We start from the raw sequence: 17,930 nt of genomic DNA on the forward strand, positions 1-17,930 counted from the left end.
CGCGCGACCCTGAATTTTCGGGACAGGAAACGTAAACGTCGAAGCGGGGAGTGGGACATGAAAGAAAGCGAAACCCTGGGACGGCTGCTGGAGAGGGCCCAGGCGGCATCCGCAAGTTTTAGGCGGCTCATGTATGTGGCGCTTGCGGCCCTGGTGGTGCTCAACCTGTTCATCGTCAGCCACCACCCGCACTTCCCCGGCGAGGAGATCCCCGGCTTTTGGGCCGCCTTCGGCCTGATTTTCGCCGTGGTCATGTCCTTTGTCCTGAAAAAGATCATCTTCCCCTTCATCCACCGCACCGAGGAATCCTATGACTGATGTCAGCTTCGTGCACCCAAGCCTGGCCTTTGTGGCCCTGGCCCTGGTCCTGCCGTGGCTTAAGGCCGAAAACCACGCGGCCTGGCGCTGGCTTCTGCTCCTGCCGCCCGTGGTGGCCATCGCCTCGGTGGTGTCGCTGACCCTGGGACCGGACGGCCCGAGGATGATCGAGCCCATTCGCTACCTGGGCGTCAACCTCAAGTTCGGGCGCATCGACTCCCTGTCCCTGGTGTTCGCCCACGTGTTCGCCATCCAGTCGCTGATCGGCATGCTCTACGCCCTGCACCTTCCCGAGCGCCGCCAGCACATCGCGGCCTCCCTGTACATCGCCGGGGCCTTCGGATGCGTGTTCGCCGGGGACTACCTGACGCTTTTCATCTTCTGGGAACTCATGAGCGTGGCCTCCACCTGCCTGGTGTGGTTCGGCGCCAACAACCGGGCCACCGCTGCGGGTTTGCGCTACTTTCTGTTCCACATCCTGGGCGGGCTTCTGCTTCTGGGCGGCCTGCTTATGCGCCACCAAGCCACGGGAAGCTTCGACTTCATGCCGGTGTCGCCGGACGCCGCGCGCTTCTACGACTGGCTGATCCTGGCCGGGTTCGCGGTCAACGCCGCCGTGGTGCCCCTGCATGCCTGGCTGCCCGACGCCTATCCCGAATCCTCGGTCACGGGCGCGGTGTTCATGAGCGCGTTCACCACCAAGACGGCCGTCTACGTCCTGGCCCGGGCCTACGCCGGGTTCGAGATCCTGGCCATCATGGGCGTGGTCATGTGCCTGTGGGGGGTCTTCTACGCAACCATCGAGAACAACGCCCGACGCATCCTGTCCTATCACATCGTCTCCCAGGTGGGGTACATGGTGGCGGGCATCGGCATCGGAACGGCCATGACCATCGACGGGGCCTGCGCCCACGCCTACGCCCACATCCTTTACAAGGGACTTTTGTTCATGGGCGCGGGCTGCCTGCTGTATTCCGCCGGTTCGGCCAAACTGTCCGATCTCGGGGGACTGGCCTCGCGGCTGCCCCTGGTCATGATCTGCTACATGGTCGGCGCGGTGAGCATCTCGGGCATGCCCCTTTTCAACGGCTTCGTGTCCAAAACCATGACCATCACCGGCGCGGCCGAGGCCCATCACACCTGGTTGGCCTTGGGGATGGAGATCGCGGCCGTGGGAACGTTCCTTTCCGTGGGCATCAAGCTTCCCTACTTCGCCTTCTGGTCCAAGCCCAAAAACGACATGCCCTTAAAACCCATTCCCTGGAACATGTATCTGGGCATGGGCATCTCCGCCTTCCTGTGTCTTTTCACGGGTCTTTTCCCGCAAGCCCTGTATTCGCTTCTGCCCTACCCCACGGACTACGTGCCCTACACCCCCTGGCACGTGCTTCAGTCCTCGCTGCTCCTCGGGTTCACGGGGCTGGGGTTCTACTACATGCGCAACATCCTGCATCCCAAGCCCGGGCGCAACCTGGACTTCGACGTGCTCTACCGGATCGTCGGCAGGCTTTTCTATGGGCTGGTGAGCGTGCCCCTGGCCTTTTTGGACGGGCTTTGGAACGACGTCTATGAGAAGGTTGGGCTTCGGGGGCTCTTGGAATCGGCCAAGGCCACCATCTTCTTCGACACCAAGGGCATCGACGGTGTGCTGGACGGTTCGGCGAGCGGCGTGCGTAACTTCGGCGGGGTGACCGGCAAGCTGCAAACCGGCCGCCTTCAGGACTACCTGACTGGCGTGGCGGCCCTGGGGCTGGCGATTTTCGCGCTGGTGTGGGCTTTGTGGTAGACGGACCAAACGACGGGAGCGATTCATGACGGACGCGGGATATCCGGTGATTTCGAGCCTCATCTTCCTGCCCCTTGCGGCGTCGGTGGCGCTCTTTTTCATCCGGCAGGACGGTTTCGTCCGGGGGTTCACCCTGGTGGTGGGCATCCTCGAATGCCTCTTGGCGCTGCCGCTTTTCGGCTACGTTCCAAACGGAGGCTATCAATTCGAGGAGACCGTGGCCTGGATTCCGGCCTGGGACATCACCTATCACCTGGCGGTGGACGGCCTGAGCCTGTTTATGATCATGCTCACGGCCGTGCTCTTGCCGCTGTGCGTGCTATGCTCCTGGACCTACATCGGCAAACGGATCAAGGAGTTCCATTTCTGTCTGCTGCTGATGACGGCAGCCTGCGTCGGGGTGTTCTCGGCCCTGGACTTCGTGCTCTTCTACGTCTTCTGGGAGGCCATGCTGGTCCCCATGTACCTGCTTATCGCGGTGTGGGGCGGGCCTGAAAGAAAATACGCCTCCATCAAGTTCTTTTTGTACACCCTGGCCGGCTCCACCCTGCTTTTGGCGGCCATCGTGGCCTTTCGCACCGTGGGCGGCACCTTCGACATCACGGTCCTGACCTCCAAGACCTTCTCTTTCGAGTTTCAGTTCTGGACATTTTTGGCCATGGCCCTGGCGTTCGCCGTAAAGGTGCCCATGTTCCCGCTGCACACTTGGCTCCCGGCGGCGCACGTCCAGGCCCCCAGCGCCGGTTCCGTCATCCTGGCCGCCGTGCTCCTGAAAATGGGCACCTACGGCTTTTTGCGGCTGTGCCTGCCCCTGGCTCCGGCCGCCAGCGTGTACTTCGCGCCCATGATGATCGCCGTTTCCATCGCCTCCATCCTCTACGGCGGCCTCATCGCCCTGGGACAGAAGGACATCAAGAAACTGGTGGCTTATTCCTCCGTGGCCCATATGGGTTTTGTCACCCTGGGCATCTTCGTGCTCACTCAGCGCGGAGTGGAGGGGGCCATCCTCCAGATGCTCAACCACGGCATCACCACCGGGGCGCTGTTCATGCTCATCGGGCTCATCTACGAACGCAGCCACAGCCGGGAGATCACGGACAACCAGGGGCTTGGCAAATACATGCCCGCCTTCATGTTCTTCTGGGGTCTTTTCTCCCTGTCGTCTTTGGCCTTTCCCGGCACCAACAGCTTCGTGGGCGAGGTGCTGGTCCTGGCCGGAACCTTCGAGGTCAACACCTGGGCCGGTTTCCTGGCCATCCCCGGGGCCATGCTGGCCGCCGCCTACATGCTGCGGCTGATGCAGAAGGTGGCCTGGGGCGATCCTTCCTCCTACAAGAAGAAATGGGGCGACCTAAACGGCCGGGAATGGATCTACCTGATGCCCATGGCCTTTTTGGTCTTTTACATCGGCTTCGCCCCTGGTCCGGCCCTGCGCATGATCAGCCCGTCGATTACGACCGTGCTGACCACTATCGAGCAAAAGAACCAGACCCTCGGCTTTCACAAGGATATGCCGCTGGCCGAGTGCATGCAGCTTGAACCGGCCGCCCGTGTCGCTGACGGCGCGGACTCCTCAGTGTCCCTTCCCGGAAAGGAGCGCCTGTGAACTTCGATCTCGTAATGCCCGAACTGTTCCAGCTTTTGGTGGTGGTCGCGCTTTTCGTGCAAAGCGTGGTCCGGGGGCGCAATGACACGGGCCCCCGCTGGCTCCCTGTGGTGGCGATCATCGGCGTGGCCGTGGCCGCCTCCAAGCTCGGCGCGCAGGGGTTGCTCTTTGAAGACGTGTATCGGGTGGACGCCCTGTCCCAATTCTTCAAGGTGGCCATCAGCCTGGGGTTCTGCGTGACCGTGATCAACGCTCAGAACCAGCCCACCCTGGAGACCCAGAAGCGCACCGACTATTTCATGATGCTCGGCCTGTCCGCCTGGGGGCTCATGCTCCTGGCCTCGGCCGCTGAGCTCATCACCCTGTACCTGGCCCTGGAGCTGTCCTCCTACAGCCTGTATGCGCTGATCCCCCTGCGCGGCAACGACCGGCGCGCCTCCGAAGCGGCCATCAAGTACATCCTCTTCGGCGCGGTGGTCACGGCCGTGGCCCTTTACGGCCTGTCCTTCATCATGGCCTCCCAGCACACCACCTACATCCAGGGGCTTATGGACAAGTCCTGGAGCATGGCCGACAATCCCATGGCCGTGGTGGGGCTGACCCTGTTTTTGGCCGGATTCTTCTACAAGCTGGCGCTTTTTCCCTTCCACTTCTGGTGCCCGGACGTCTACGAGGGAACCAGCAACGAGACGGCGGCCTATGTGGCCACGGTGCCCAAGCTGGGCGCCGTGGTGGTCTTGGTGCGGCTGTCTTCGGTCCTCTCCCCGGGGATGGAGGTGACCAACATCCTGGCCCTCCTGGCCGCCCTGTCCATGACCATCGGAAACCTGACGGCCCTGGTGCAGAAGGATGTGAAACGGCTTTTGGGCTATTCCAGCGTCTCCCACGCCGGATACGTCATGCTGGGTCTGGTGTCGGGCACGGCAGCGGGACTGTCAGCCGCCACGTTCTATGCCCTAGTTTATCTGCTGATGAACCTGACCTGCTTCTATGTCATAAGCCGCATTGCCGTGAACGGCGAGAACGTGACCTTAAACGGCCTCAACGGCTTGTACAAGAAAAGCCCCGGCCTGGCCCTGGTCCTGGCGGTTTCGGCCTTCGCCCTGGTGGGTCTGCCGCCCACCGCCGGGTTCGCCGGTAAGCTGTTCCTTTTGGCCTCGGCCTGGGACCATGGCTACAACTGGCTGGTCATCGTGGCTGTTCTGAACACGGCCATCGCAATCTACTATTATCTAAACCTGGTGCGCCACGCCTACACCGAGGAACTTGACGCCGCCGCCCCGGTCACGACCATTTCCACCGGGCAGGTGGCCATGGGCGGCATCCTGGCAGCCTGCGTGCTGCTGCTTGGCGTGCTTCCCGCCCCCATCTATGACTTGGCGTTTACGGCGGGCAAGGCGCTTTTGCCCTAGCCCCCGCCACCCCGCGTTCCTTACGCGCCCTTTTTGGCCTGACCGGCCAGAAAGGGCGCGTTTTTTTTATCCGCGTCCAAAATATGTCCCCGGCGCCAGTCGTGAATGAAAGCACGGATCTTGACCCCCGCTATTGGACAAGCGTCAACTTCAGGGCCATATGTTGCTCCTTGTTTTGCCCACGCTACGCGCGAAACGGACGTGGAATCAATCTTGCATTTTTATTTTGTACTTCATACCGTCATAAAAACAACGGAATCCCCATGCCTGTTATCCTCTTTCTCACCCTGAGTCTTGCCCTTGGCGGAATTTCGACCCTCTGGGACGCGCTGCCTTTGGCCCATGCCCAGTTGCCGGACTTGGACACGGCGGCATCGTCGACCGGAAACGGCGCCTCGCCCGCACTGCGCTCTGCTGCCCGGGAGGATCTGTTCGCTACCGTCGGCCTGACCTGCGTCTTTGCCCCCGGTGTCGCCGAGGCCGATGCCCGTCGGCAATGCCTCTTGAAGGCCCGTACCCGCCTTGTGGCCAAGATGTCCGAGCGGGTGGCCGCCGCAGCCGGGAACTTGGGACTGTCCCTGACGGATGAGGAGATTGCGGCCTACACCCTCGGGGTGTTGCGGGTGGAGGCTGACCGGGAAGAGATCGAGCCCGGCCCGAATGGTCTGACCGTGCGCCTGACCGGCCGGGGAGTGGCTGACCTGGCCAATCTTGCCCAAAAACTCCCCTTTTATGCCGCAAACGAGGACGTCCGGGCCGCCGCCGTGGCCCAGTACCGGGCGGCCAGGGCCGAGGCGGAGGCCGCCAGACGATCCGCAGGCGATCCGGCGCAGGAGCAGGCGGGGAAGATCCGGCGCGAAATGCAGGATACGGCGCGGTTCGCCGAGCGGCAATTGCGCCTGGGGATGTCCCAGGCCGAGGTGCTGGGGCTGCTCGGAGAACCAGGGACGTCCATTCAGGGCGCCCCGGATGAAGATTTCGTCTGCCTGGGGTATGGCGACGTGTGGGCTGTCTTTGAGAACGGGGAATTGGCCTGCCTGCGGACCCGGCTGGAATACCACCGCCGCCATGAATCCCAATGCCACTGCTCGGGTCGCCTGGCGACCATCCTGCTTGGCGTCGAACCCAGATGACCTGAGCGCATCGTGAAATTCGACCTTTGCCTGCTTGACAGAAACGCTTTTTGGGCTGTAGGAAGGGGTCTGTTCAACATGTTGTCTTTCTTGAATTTCCCTGCAACCTCCACGGGGAGGCCGCTATGCGGGCGCTCATCGTCGATGACGATTTCTATAGCAGGAGTTTTTTGGAATACATCATGCATCCGTATGCCTTTTGCGACGTGGCCGTAAACGGCGAAGAGGCGGTCATGACATTCCAGAAAGCCCTTGAGGAAAAGCGTCCCTTTTCCATCGTGTTCATGGATCTGCTCATGCCGGTCATTGACGGGCCCAAGGCCTTGCGGGAGATTCGGGAAATCGAGCGCGATTTTGGCGTGGACAAGGCCAGTCAGGCCCGGGTGATCATCACCTCGGTCCTTGAGGATGCCGAGGACACCCATAACGCCATGTATCTTGGCGAGGCCACGTCGTTTCTGCAAAAGCCTGTGGATGAAAAATCCGTCCTCTCCGAACTGCGTCGCCTGGGACTGGTCACGGCCGAAGAGATCTGAAACCCTCCCCTTGTCCAGTCTCAACAAAAAAAAGCACGCCCGGGCCATCCCGGGTTTTTTTTGCAGATGTTGGGCAAAGAAGACTTATGCGCCGGGATCGGGAACGGGGCTGGTGAGTTCGGCCAAAACCCTGGCAATCTCCCCGTCGATGCGCCTGCGGTAGGTCTCCACCAGCGGCCGGTTGTGCATGATCATATCCAATTGCCGGGTATGCATGAGCAGATAGCCCACAATGCGCAGGGCCTCGTCCATCTCCTCGGGCGTGCCGCCGCTGCGCCGGGCGAACACCGAATCCTCATTGATGTCGATGAGAAATCCGTGATCCTCGAGTATACCCGCCACGAACTCGGCCCGCAGGCGGCGGCGCATGAACTCGGCCGCGCCGCCCTTGAACTGGAAGCTGACGTAGTTTTCCTGGGGCCGGTTGTCCACCAGGGCCTCCACCGTACAGAAATGGAATCCGAAGCGGGAACTCAGACACATGTAATGTCTTGAGATCATGAAAAAATTTCGCTCACTAAAGGCCGACTGGCCCGACTCCTCAAGGTTCGGGTTGGAGGCCGCCCGCACCAGGATGGACATGAAGCCCTTGGCGTCGACCGGCGGCGGTCCCTGCCAGGGGATGGCCAAAAAACCGGTCCACAGGGCATGCACCGGGATGGAGGAAATCTCCTCCAGGGTCACAAACCGGCCCGGGATGTCATGGGCGAACCCGTCGTCGAGGTTGATGAACCACCATTTCATGGCCGTTTTTTTGTACCGGAGCTGCTTGGCCGCGCGTTTGGCGAAATGGAAATCCTGGCCGAAATGGAACATCTCGGTGACGGATTTCTCGTGGCAAAACCGGGTGATGTCATGCAGCGTGCGGCATTTATCCGGCCGAAAAACCATGGCGTCGTTGGGATCCAAAAGATGCAGCGGCGTGATGTGGTCCATGACCCGGCGCAGGATGGCGTGCATGGGGGTTTGGCCCTCGGGGGCCTTGCGCGGACGGGCGTGGGCCAAAACCTCCTCCACCCGGCCCCGGTACACGGCCAGGCCGTCGGCATCCACCGTGACCTCCATGCCGTTTTGCAGCGCCGCCAAGGCCCCGGGCACGGCCATGATCGCCGGAACCTGGAATTCCCGGGCCACGTTGGCCAAATGCCCGGCCGAGCCGCCCTTCTCGGTGACGATGGCCGCTGTTTTGTTGATGACCGAGGCCCAGCGCGGCGGGGCCTCCAGGCTGACCAGCACCGCCCCGGACGGAAACTGCAACAGATCCGCCTCCCGACGCACCACGAAAACCGGACCACAGGCAACTCCCGGGCTGGCCGTGGCCCCGCCGCCGATGATCACACCCTGGGTCGTGCGTTTCGCAGCTGGCCCGCCGCCCTGGACCTCCATCTGGGTCAGGTGGCGGCATTGCAGGAAATAGAGCCGTCCCTGGGCGTCCACGGCCCATTCGATATCCACGGGAGAGCCGTACATCTCCTCCAGGGTCACGGCCGCCTCGGCCAAGCGCAAGGCCGTGCCGTCGTCGAGGCTGGGCTGGTCGCGCTTCTCCAGAAGCGTCTCCATGACGCACACGCCCTCGCCCTCATGGCACACGAACACCCGGTCCTTGCTCCGGATGCGCCGGTCGGACAAGGCCAGCCCGCCTTCCCGGGACACCACGAACTCGTCGCAGGCCACGGAACCGTCCACCACGGTCTTGGGCAGGCCCCAGGAGGAATGGACGAAAATGGAATCATCTCGGATATCCAGGGGATTGCGTGAATAGATGACCCCCCCGGCCGCAGCCCGGACCATGGCCATACAGCCCACGCACATGGCGATGTCCTCATCCGGGATGCCCCGGTTCAAACGGTAGGTCATGGCCTGGGGGCTGTATTTGCTGGCCACCACCTCTTTATAGGACTCCAGCAGGTCATCGGCGGCCACATTGAGCTTGGTGGCGAACTGCCCGGCAAAGGTCTGCCCGGCCGCGTCCTCGCCCAGGGCGCTGCTGCGCAGGGAGACGCAGGCGCCCTCCCCGGCCTCGGCGCACAGCGCGGCATAGGCGGCATGGATGGCCCCGGCCACATCGCCCGGAACCTCGGCCATGGCGATCAGGTTGCGGATGCGGGAACTTAAGGCCAGGAGGTTTTCCTGGTCGTCGGGACCGGCGGATTGCAGGAGGCGGTTGATTTCGTCACGCAGATCGTTGTGCTCGATGAGGCGACGGTAGGCCAGGGTGGTGATGACGAATCCCGGCGGCACGGGAAGCCCGGTGCGGCTCATGATCTCGCCGATTCCGGCCATCTTGCCGCCCACCTGGTCGGCCATGTCCCGGTTGATGCAGGACAGGGGCAGGGTCAGTTCCATGGCCGGCGGCGGGGCTATGTTGTCCAGGACGGCGGCCACCTGCCGCTGTATGTCTTTCATGCGGGGATACAGCGCGGCGTACTTCTCCGGGGCGATGTTGTTTAAATGCTCAATGATCTTATAGACGTTGACCGAAACGGCTGTGGAGTGGGAACGGATAAAGGACATGCCGAAGACGGAGCCCCCGTGCAGGGCCTGCTCCATCTGGGACATGACCTCCAAGGCCTTCTTGTTGGCCGTCAGCAGGAGCTTGAAGTGGTGGTACCGCTTCTTGAACTCGGCCTGGATGTCCTCATCGGAAAGTCCCGAGGCCGTATCGGCCTCCGGCTTGGTCAGAAGGCCCCGAAAAAGGGTCTTGATCTTTTGGAACACCCGCCCCTCCGCATCGCAGCCCAGCACGGTTGTCGCCCCGACGGCGCGCCGTGGCCGTGCCGTGATCCGGGCTGACAGGCCGCCTTGACTTTGTACCTTTCCGGGACAAACAATGCAACGCCGCGCATGTCGCCAATTCGGCCAGCCGGGCGGCCTGCCCCTTTGCGGCGGGTTGCGGCTTGCCTCCGGCGGGCGGCGAGGATAGGGTACAGAACACGGAAATACCCAGGACCGGCAACCCGAATTCACGGCCCTCAAGGCGGAAACGAGCGTCCATCATGCGAACACGCGCACCTCAAAAAGAGCCGGGCCCAAGCACGGCACAACTGGCGGATCTTTTCGACGGCACCAAGTGGGGCGAGGATTTTTCTCGCGAGGAGGTGGACATCATCGCCTCCCACCTGCACCTGGCGACCTTTTCCGACCGGGAAAACGTCTTTCGAGAAGGGGATAGGCAGGATTTCATGGCCTTTATCGTGTCCGGCATGGTGGATATCGTCAAGGAAAGCGGCGACGCCACCGAGTCGGTCGTCATTACCCTGCATCCCCGCACCCACCTGGGGGAGATGGCCTTCGTGGACGGGGAACCGCGCTCGGCCACGGCCCGGGCCAAGGGGGACGTGACGCTCCTGGTTCTCCCCAAAGAGCAGTTTCGTGCCATTCTCAAGGACCACCCCGAAGTCGGGATAAAAATGCTCATGAAGATCGCGCGGCTTTTAAGCCGCCGGTTGCGCCAAACAACGGGCCGACTGGTGTGCGCGCCGCTGTGACGCAGCCGATCCATAAACCGGCCCGTCTTGTCGGCCTTCGGCCAGGCTGCGCGTATCATTCCGCGCTCCGGCCGCCAGAACAAGGATGAGCGGATGCCTGTCTCCAGGGAGCACACGGATGAACAACGACTCACCATCCTCCCGGCTGCCGTCGTTTTGCTCGGAAAACCTGTGCGGCACGCTGGATCGTCTGGGCGTGCCCCGGGAATCCAAGTGGCGCGGCCTGATTCTCTACATGCGCAGCATCAAGGACTACGACTTTCTCGACGCCGAGCAAAAAGAACTCATCCAGAAACTCGTGGTCAGCGTGCTGCGGGAAAAAGATTTTTCCGAAACCAAGTTCAGTGAGGTCGTGCGCCAAAACGAGCACATCCTGCACGACCCCTGGCGGCGCAAGGTAGCGGCCAGCCTCAAGGAAGCGGCCAAGCTGGTGGGCGAGATGTACCAGATCATGGGACGGCGTCGCGGCGACGTGGAGGATCTGGAGGCGGCCACGGTTCAGGCCGTGGAAAGCGGCAAGGAGCTCGACGAGGTTTTGTCCGACATCCGCAAGGGTTTCCACGACATGGTCGCGGACATGGAAAAGGATGTGGACATCCTGCAGGAATTAAGCCTCACCGATCCCCTGACCGGCATCGGCAACCGCCGGGCCTTCGACCAAGCCGCCGTCGAGGCCATGGAGACGGCGGGCAGGCTGCGCGAACCCCTGGGCCTGCTGATGATCGACATCGACCACTTCAAACAATTCAACGACGAACACGGCCACCGCATCGGCGACCAGGCCCTGGCCACCGTAGGGTCGCTGCTCAAAGGCCTTACCGAGGAACACGAGGCGGGGCAAAACATCCTCCCGACCCGATATGGCGGAGAGGAATTCGCCGTGATCCTGTCCGGCTTTTCCAAGACGCAGGCCGGAGATCTGGCCGAGATCATCCGGGGCAAGATCGGCCGCTACCACTTCGTGATCCGGGATCTCGCCGGGCAGATGATCACGGCCGGCATCAAGATCGAGGTGAGCATCGGCGTGGCGGAACTACTTCAGGATTGCGGCATGGCCGCCGATCTGGCCCACCTCGTGGAGGCGGCGGACAGGGCTCTGTATCAAGCCAAAAACCAGGGACGCAACCGGGTTTGCCTGTACGATCCGTCCTGGGTCATGGATGGCGGGGGGAGGAAGGCGTAGACGTCGGGCACGCCGTCTGATCCTGGCGCGCCGCCGCGAGCGGACACCGTAGCGGATCACGCGGGCAACGCCCTGCGCCATCCTTTCAATATGACACGACGACGCCCCGGCCTTGCCCGATTGTACGGCGCCCGTCAGGCCGCCCACACCTGATCGAGCAGGGCCGCCACCTCGGCCTTGCGGGTGTCGTAGAGCGTCGCGCACAGGGCGTCGAGCCTGCCTTTGACCTCGGAAAGGGGCGGCAGGTCCGGGATGTGCGGCAGGCCCAGATCGTCAAAGGAGATGGGCACGAAGGCCAGATCCCGGTCGAGCTTCTGGGCGTCCCCCAGAATGGCCCCGGCGATGTTCTCACGCTGCACGCACTCGGGGTCCAGCCCCTTGGCGAACGACAACACGCACAGCGGCGACTGGCCGTCGTTGACCGCCTTGATCTCGAGGTTGACCGCCTCGCACATCTCCCGGACCTGCTCATAGCCAGGAATGGCCCGCTTCTTGCGAATGTCCAGGGGATCGGGGGTGAAGGTTCCGTGATTGTAGTCGGCGGCGGCCTGACGAACCATCTCGTACAGTCCGGCAACGGTCTTTTTATACCGTCCCAGACCGGTCAGGGCCAGGGGACGTCGCAAGGGGCGCAGTTCGCTGACGTTTTTGCAATACCACAGGATATCGGCGGGAACCGCCCCAAGGGACGTCAACAGGCTTTTGGCCTCCTCGTCGCATAAAAGCAGCCGAAAAAGCGTGTGCCATTTGACCAGGGTATCCATGCCCACCCGGCGCACCCGGACCACCAGACGATAGAACTGGTCCAGCCGGTCCTCCAGGTTGCGGCGACGGCCGAAGAAATTCTCCGCCATCTCGGTCATGATCTCGGCGTGCAGATCGCCTTGCAGATCGGCGCTCATAACGGCAGCTCCACACTGGTTGCAGCTTCCCCACCAATTCGATTTTACGGGGGAAGCCCGGGGATGGCAAGCCGACGTCGCGGCGTTCGGAGAAAAGGCGGCCTCGATCAGATCATGCGCTGCCTCATTCGGTCATATCATGTGCTCTCGACACACTCCAGGCGCACCGGCTTGCCTGTCCCGAGGCGGCATGCTACCTTTGCTCATCGCACCCAAAAGACAAAGAGCCATATCCGACATGAAACTCTCCATCACCGAACAGAACGGCGTCCTCGTGGTCGGCAACCTCCCCGAGAAATTCGACTATACCGTGTGCAACGACGCCTTGCGCCACATCAATCCGGCTCTGGACGACGGCCCGAAAAAGCTGGTCATCAGCTTCACGGGCGTAAGCTTCCTCGACAGTTGCGGCATCGGGACGCTGATCACCCTGCGCAACCGGCTCATGAAGGAAAAAGGGTCCATGGCCCTGTGCGACATCGGCGAGCGCCTGGAAAACATCCTGAAGATCACCGATCTGCGCAAGGTTTTCGCCCTCTACGGCAACACGGACGAGGCCGTGGTCGGCCTTTCGGATGTGAAAAGCTCCTGACGAGGCGTCGCCGCACGTCGCCCCCGGCGCGGCGGCCCGGCACGACGCACATGGGACACCGCCCTTGCTCATTCGCTACACCCCCCGCGCCACGACACCAGGGCAACGTCTGCGGCGGCTCTTCCGGGCCGTTCTCTATCTGCCCACCCGGGTGCGGCTTCTCCTGGACCCGGCCTATCCCTGGATCAACGCCGGGGCGGTGCGGTTTCTGCGCGTCCACCTCACGCCGCATATGCGCGGACTGGAATTCGGCGCAGGCCGCAGCACCCTCTATTTTTCCCGCCTCATGGACTCCCTGGTCACCGTGGAGCACAACGAAAAATGGCGGCGCAAGGTGGCGGCCCTGTTGCAACGGTTCGAGATCGCCAACGTGACCCTGGCCTACGCCCCCCCCGGGGAAGCCAGGGCATGCCCGGACATGAGGCCGCCGATCTGGAGGAAACTCGGGATGACGCCGCGCCGACCCGAATTTGCCGACTATTTCGACCACATCCTGGCCTACCCCGACGAACATTTCGATGTGGTGCTGGTGGACGGGCGGGCCAGGGTGGAATGCGCCATAAACGCCATGGAGAAGATCGCGCCCGGGGGATTCCTGGTTCTCGACAACAGCGAGTGGGAAAAATACGCCCCGATCTTTGAGGCCTTTGCGGACTGGCGACGCCGGGACTTTGAAAACGGCGTCTGGCGCACCACCATCTTTTGCAAACCGCCGCGCGGCATCCCGCAAACGCCATCCTGCCCGGCCGTCAGCCCCGCCTTGCAAACCGCTCCTGCCGCACGCGGCGCGCCATGAGCACGCCCGAAACCCGCACCACCTACGCCGTGTCCTTCCGCAAGGCCATGGCCGATATCGACCGGGACGAATGGAACGCCCTGGCCCTGCCAGCGGCGACGCCCTTTCTGGAATGGGAGTGGCTGAACCTGCTGGAGTCCTCGGGCAGCGTCTCCATGCGCACGGGCTGGTATCCCGTGCATGTCCTGGTTCGCGACGGCGAGCGTCTGGTGGCCTGCGCCCCCCTGTACGTCAAGGGCCACGGCGAAGGGGAATTCGTCTTCGACCACCTGTGGGCCGAGGTGTCCCGGCGCATGGGCATCCCCTACTACCCCAAGCTCCTGGGGGCCTCGCCGTTCACCCCGGCCACGGGATACCGCTTCCTCATGGCCCCGGACCAGGATGAACGCCGCCTGTGCCTGGTCATCATGGAAGCCCTGGAAAAGCTCTGCGCCGCCAACGCCCTCTCGGGCATCTCGTTTCTTTTCGTCGATCCCCGTTTCGCCGCCATCCTGCGCGACCTGGGGATGAATTCCTGGATGCACCAGGGCTACATCTGGGACAATCCCGGCTATCGAAGCCTGGACGACTATCTGGCCCGCTTCGGCAGCCTGGCCCGCAAAAACGTCAAACGGGAACGCCGCCGCCTGCGCGACCAGGGCATCCAGGTCCGGCTGTACGCAGCCCCGGACATCCCGGAGCGGCTTTTTGCCGACATGCACCGCTTCTATGCGGCCACCAACGACAAGTTCGGGGACTACGGCTGTCGCTACCTGACCGAGGAATTCTTCGACGCCCTGCCCGGGCTGCCCCGAAACCGGGTGGCCTTCGTGGTCGCCTACCAGGACGAGAATCCCGACCCCATGGCCATGGCCATGCTCATCCGCAAGGGCGACCGCTTAAACGGCCGCTATTGGGGGGCGACGCGCCATGTGGACTATCTACATTTCGAACTGTGCTACTACACCCCCATCGCCTGGGCCATCGAACAGGGCATCCGGCTCTACGACCCGGGCATGGGCGGCGAACACAAGGCCCGCCGGGGATTCGTGTCCATCCCCACGGTCAGCCTGCACCGCTTCCGCGATCCGCGCTTCGAGCATGTCTTTCTGGGAAACCTGCCGGAGATCAATTCCCTGGAACAGGACTACATCAACGAATTAAACGCCCTGCTGCCCTTTAAGCGCGGCCCCGGGGCCGCGCCCTAGAGCGAGGCCTGCGGCAGCCAGGGGGGAAACTTTTTTGGATTATGTAGAATTTCAGAAACGTGAGTTATTACATCGTTGATCCTCAAAAATATCGACACGTTGGAGGCCACACCAAAAAGTGGGCACCGTGAACCGGATCAGACGAACAGGATTTTCGGCTGGGCAGGTTGTCGTATTGGGAGTTCAAGATGAAAAAAATTCTTCATTTACGATGAGAGAATAACCCGGCCGAATCGGTGGCCATTTAATCTTCTTGAATTCATTTAGACAGTTTGCACCATACTCTGGCTCTACCCTAGTAGCCCAGCCGATCAAGCCCAGTAGCCTATGATATAGTGTAGAAATCGAAATCTTGAGATGTGTCGCGTGGTTAGCAGGGCCGAATTTTTTTGAAGATAGATAATAAAGGTGTAACCGAATTAAGTCTTTAAATTCACGTGGTAGACGTGGCGTGGCGCCGTCAACCAGCATTCCAAGGACAATCCTTCTATCACCAGAACCTCGGACTACTGTTTTTCTATGATTATGACGAAACCCTTCCCGTGATATTTCAGACAAGACTATTCTTTTAAAACTATTTGTGAATTTAGCTGACTTCTTTTCTTTGCATGAGAATGCAAGATCATCAGAGTAACGTGAAAACTTAACCCCGTGCGATTTAGATATATCTATCAATCGATTATCTAAATGACGCACAACAAGATTAGAAAGCATCGGGCTCGTAGGAGCACCTTGAGGCAGAACACCTTCCTGCACGTTCCAATAGTGCGGTATTTTCGTCCAACGACCATTTCGCTCAATTTCGAATTTACGAGATCCATATTGCATTGTGCAAATGCGCGCAAGCTCGAACGACAAAAGCCTTGGATATCCAGCACTAAAGAATATTTTCGAAACTCTACCTTCGGCAATGCTATGAAAAAAATCTTGTATATCAACCTTCATGAGCCATGAACACCCGCAGTGTTCCTCCGCTGCCATCACAGGGCTACTTCCGGGATGGTAAGCAAAACTGGCCGAGGACGGCTCAATATATTTCAGTATTCGTTGAGCTATCCAACGTTGAAGATTCATAAGGTTCGCAGATGGAATGCTGATGATTCTGTGACTTTTCCGCCCTGGCAAATGTTTTTTTAAACGTACATGACGATATTGGACACTATTTCGGGAAACTATATGTCGCAAATAACCATACGGTGTCTCGGCAAGATAACTGAGGTGGCGAAGAGTCAGGACTGGCGTTAGGCGTGGGTCAGTACGACGAATCCTCTCAATCGTTTCCACAGCACGGTTGAGGGTCGTCTCGTCGACACCTTCGCGCCGACCTTGAGAGCGATATTGCTGAGAGCTCGGAAGAGACATTTACTTCGACCCACTATGGTGGGTGGAGCAGCGAGGCAAGCCCAAGACAACGCCAGGCTTGGCTTGCTGCACCGCGCAGCGCGAAGATACTGCTCCGCTTAACGAACGCCGGAAATCCAGCGCCCCAGGTTCCCGGAGAACCCGTCGTCGCTTTCGCGACGCATTCCTAAACGCTCTCACCGAGCCCTCAGCTGCGTTGGATAATAATTCTTTGATTCCAGTTTGGGAAGTATAGGAGCGCGTCGACGGCGACGCCGCAAACTAGCGAGTTCCTGTTTCCCAAGTGTGGTAAGGACATTTCGGTCATCCGTCCAGTGAGCAATCTGTGTATTATTTAGGATTTCATCCACACAAGACAAGTGTAATCCAGTACAAGCTGAAATATCTGACGCACTTCGAGCGCCACCCTCAATTGCGGCAAGTACTACCATAGTCTTGATCCACTGGCTCCCCACATGATTGACAAGAAAGCAGTTAGCATTAAACATAGGCAACAATCGCGAGGCTCTTTCAGCTACTGTCTCGATAGCTTCTGAAGGAAAGCTAAACTCTATCATAGCTGTACCTCGCCCACGAAAAAGAGGTGTCCAACCACTTCTCGTGCTATGGAGAATCTGAGGAGCATTGTTTGGAATTCCATGCGCGAATGCAATTAAAGCTCCCACATTTAAAAATCCAAATGGATTTGTATATTTCTTAGAATATTTTCTACATATTTTTTTTATTTCTTCAAGTTTTTTTCCAAAAAATGTATTATATATTGTAGGACATCCTACGATATTGTAAACGTCAGGTTTTAGCTTACTGGAACAAACCGTGTTCAGTCCAATTTTAGATGCTGAATAGGATACAACTTTAAAATCAATAATTTTATATGACTTCCAGCTTCGCAGTGTCCTTACCCTGCGGAAAGATTCGAGCATTTCAAACATGCGTTTCCCAGAGCCAATAAAATCTGCGACAATAACGATTGACGAAATCCTACGACTTCGCATTTCTTCTGGGCCTGGATGAGATAAGACGTTTTTCTTTTGCATACGTGCAAATTCTGTTATTATATTGGCAATAATACCCTCGCTACCAACCTCCTTATCACTTGGCCTAGCCCCAATAGCTGCAACTCCTACACCCGTAGCTCTGCCACTTTCTGTGCCAGGAAAAAACGGCTGGGGCACCCCTGAAATTTTCTGTACTTCACGTTCAGCGAATAATGCAATCGGACGAGCGGTGTCACTCCTATCGTTAAGAATCGTTTCGATTTGGTCTCGTATGGAACGGACCAATTCATCACGGCTAACAAGAAGAATCGCATCAATCAATGCGGCCGCAACTTTTCGTTCTTCAAAATCGGTGAACGAATTTAGCCAGTTACGGCCAAGGTCAGTTTTCGACAGGTTCGCCATGAAAAAAAATAACATGCTGATAGTACTTATGACTAGCCCCTTCAACGCAGCAGCATGAATGAAAAACAAGACCACGGCGGTCAGGTGCATGGCTAAGCTTCCGTGACGACACCAACTTCCTCCTCGAAATCAGATCCGCTTATCCAGGATTTCCGTGATGAACCATCTGTGTTGTAAAATAGTTCCTCCCCCGGGCGGGGAGGGGTTCGGGGAGGGGCGAAAGGCC

15 protein-coding genes are annotated in these 17,930 nt (G+C 59.9%); 11 read left to right on the forward strand and 4 right to left on the reverse strand.

Features of this window, described 5'->3' with window-relative positions:
• The first annotated feature begins 57 nt into the window (after positions 1-57).
• From V3572_RS02970 to V3572_RS02995, 6 genes are all read left to right on the forward strand, one after another.
• Positions 58-318, forward strand: a complete 261-nt coding sequence (locus V3572_RS02970; RefSeq protein WP_332109484.1) for a hypothetical protein — start codon at positions 58-60, stop codon at positions 316-318.
• Positions 311-2,104: a Na(+)/H(+) antiporter subunit D gene (locus V3572_RS02975; protein ID WP_332109485.1), complete on the forward strand. Its 1,794-nt coding sequence runs from the start codon at positions 311-313 to the stop codon at positions 2,102-2,104. Before V3572_RS02970 ends, V3572_RS02975 begins: the two co-directional genes overlap by 8 nt.
• A gap of 25 nt (positions 2,105-2,129) precedes the next feature.
• Positions 2,130-3,710 carry a complex I subunit 4 family protein gene (locus V3572_RS02980; protein WP_332109486.1) on the forward strand — a complete coding sequence of 527 codons (1,581 nt, stop codon included), beginning with the start codon at positions 2,130-2,132 and terminating at the stop codon, positions 3,708-3,710.
• Entirely contained in the window at positions 3,707-5,122 is a 1,416-nt protein-coding gene (locus V3572_RS02985; protein ID WP_332109487.1) for an NADH-quinone oxidoreductase subunit N, read from the forward strand. Before V3572_RS02980 ends, V3572_RS02985 begins: the two co-directional genes overlap by 4 nt.
• Before the next feature lie 263 nt (positions 5,123-5,385).
• Complete coding sequence (locus V3572_RS02990; RefSeq protein WP_332109488.1) at positions 5,386-6,255, forward strand: hypothetical protein; 870 nt, start codon at positions 5,386-5,388, stop codon at positions 6,253-6,255.
• Positions 6,256-6,380: 125 nt separating this feature from the next.
• Positions 6,381-6,791 carry a response regulator gene (locus V3572_RS02995; protein WP_332109489.1) on the forward strand — a complete coding sequence of 137 codons (411 nt, stop codon included), beginning with the start codon at positions 6,381-6,383 and terminating at the stop codon, positions 6,789-6,791.
• 84 nt (positions 6,792-6,875) lie between these two features.
• On the opposite strand, the gene V3572_RS03000 is transcribed toward V3572_RS02995, so the two are convergent.
• Entirely contained in the window at positions 6,876-9,509 is a 2,634-nt protein-coding gene (locus V3572_RS03000; protein ID WP_332109490.1) for a PEP/pyruvate-binding domain-containing protein, read from the reverse strand.
• 278 nt (positions 9,510-9,787) lie between these two features.
• On the opposite strand from V3572_RS03000, the gene V3572_RS03005 reads away from it, so the two are divergent.
• Complete coding sequence (locus tag V3572_RS03005; protein WP_332109491.1) at positions 9,788-10,279, forward strand: Crp/Fnr family transcriptional regulator; 492 nt, start codon at positions 9,788-9,790, stop codon at positions 10,277-10,279.
• 118 nt (positions 10,280-10,397) lie between these two features.
• Positions 10,398-11,462 carry a GGDEF domain-containing protein gene (locus V3572_RS03010; protein WP_332109492.1) on the forward strand — a complete coding sequence of 355 codons (1,065 nt, stop codon included), beginning with the start codon at positions 10,398-10,400 and terminating at the stop codon, positions 11,460-11,462.
• Positions 11,463-11,596: 134 nt separating this feature from the next.
• Here V3572_RS03010 and V3572_RS03015 read toward each other — a convergent pair whose 3' ends face one another.
• Positions 11,597-12,364, reverse strand: coding sequence for a hypothetical protein (locus tag V3572_RS03015; RefSeq protein ID WP_332109493.1), 768 nt, complete (start codon positions 12,362-12,364; stop codon positions 11,597-11,599).
• A gap of 238 nt (positions 12,365-12,602) precedes the next feature.
• Between V3572_RS03015 and V3572_RS03020 the strand changes: the two genes are divergently transcribed.
• From V3572_RS03020 to V3572_RS03030, 3 genes are all read left to right on the forward strand, one after another.
• Entirely contained in the window at positions 12,603-12,956 is a 354-nt protein-coding gene (locus V3572_RS03020; protein WP_332109494.1) for an STAS domain-containing protein, read from the forward strand.
• A 64-nt stretch (positions 12,957-13,020) separates the two neighbouring features.
• Positions 13,021-13,752, forward strand: coding sequence for a methyltransferase domain containing protein (locus tag V3572_RS03025; RefSeq protein ID WP_332109495.1), 732 nt, complete (start codon positions 13,021-13,023; stop codon positions 13,750-13,752).
• Positions 13,749-14,939: a GNAT family N-acetyltransferase gene (locus V3572_RS03030; RefSeq protein WP_332109496.1), complete on the forward strand. Its 1,191-nt coding sequence runs from the start codon at positions 13,749-13,751 to the stop codon at positions 14,937-14,939. The genes V3572_RS03025 and V3572_RS03030 overlap by 4 nt, the downstream gene beginning before the upstream one ends.
• 183 nt (positions 14,940-15,122) lie before the next feature.
• Here V3572_RS03030 and V3572_RS03035 read toward each other — a convergent pair whose 3' ends face one another.
• Together V3572_RS03035 and V3572_RS03040 are read right to left on the reverse strand one after the other, a co-directional pair.
• The gene (locus tag V3572_RS03035; RefSeq protein WP_332109497.1) at positions 15,123-16,301 is read right to left on the reverse strand and encodes a reverse transcriptase family protein; all 1,179 of its coding nucleotides are present in this window, start codon (positions 16,299-16,301) and stop codon (positions 15,123-15,125) included.
• Positions 16,302-16,477: 176 nt separating this feature from the next.
• Entirely contained in the window at positions 16,478-17,794 is a 1,317-nt protein-coding gene (locus V3572_RS03040; RefSeq protein ID WP_332109498.1) for a phosphoribosyltransferase-like protein, read from the reverse strand.
• Positions 17,795-17,930: the final 136 nt, after the last annotated feature.

The organism is Desulfolutivibrio sp. (assembly GCF_036584575.1).
Lineage (GTDB): Bacteria > Desulfobacterota > Desulfovibrionia > Desulfovibrionales > Desulfovibrionaceae > Desulfolutivibrio.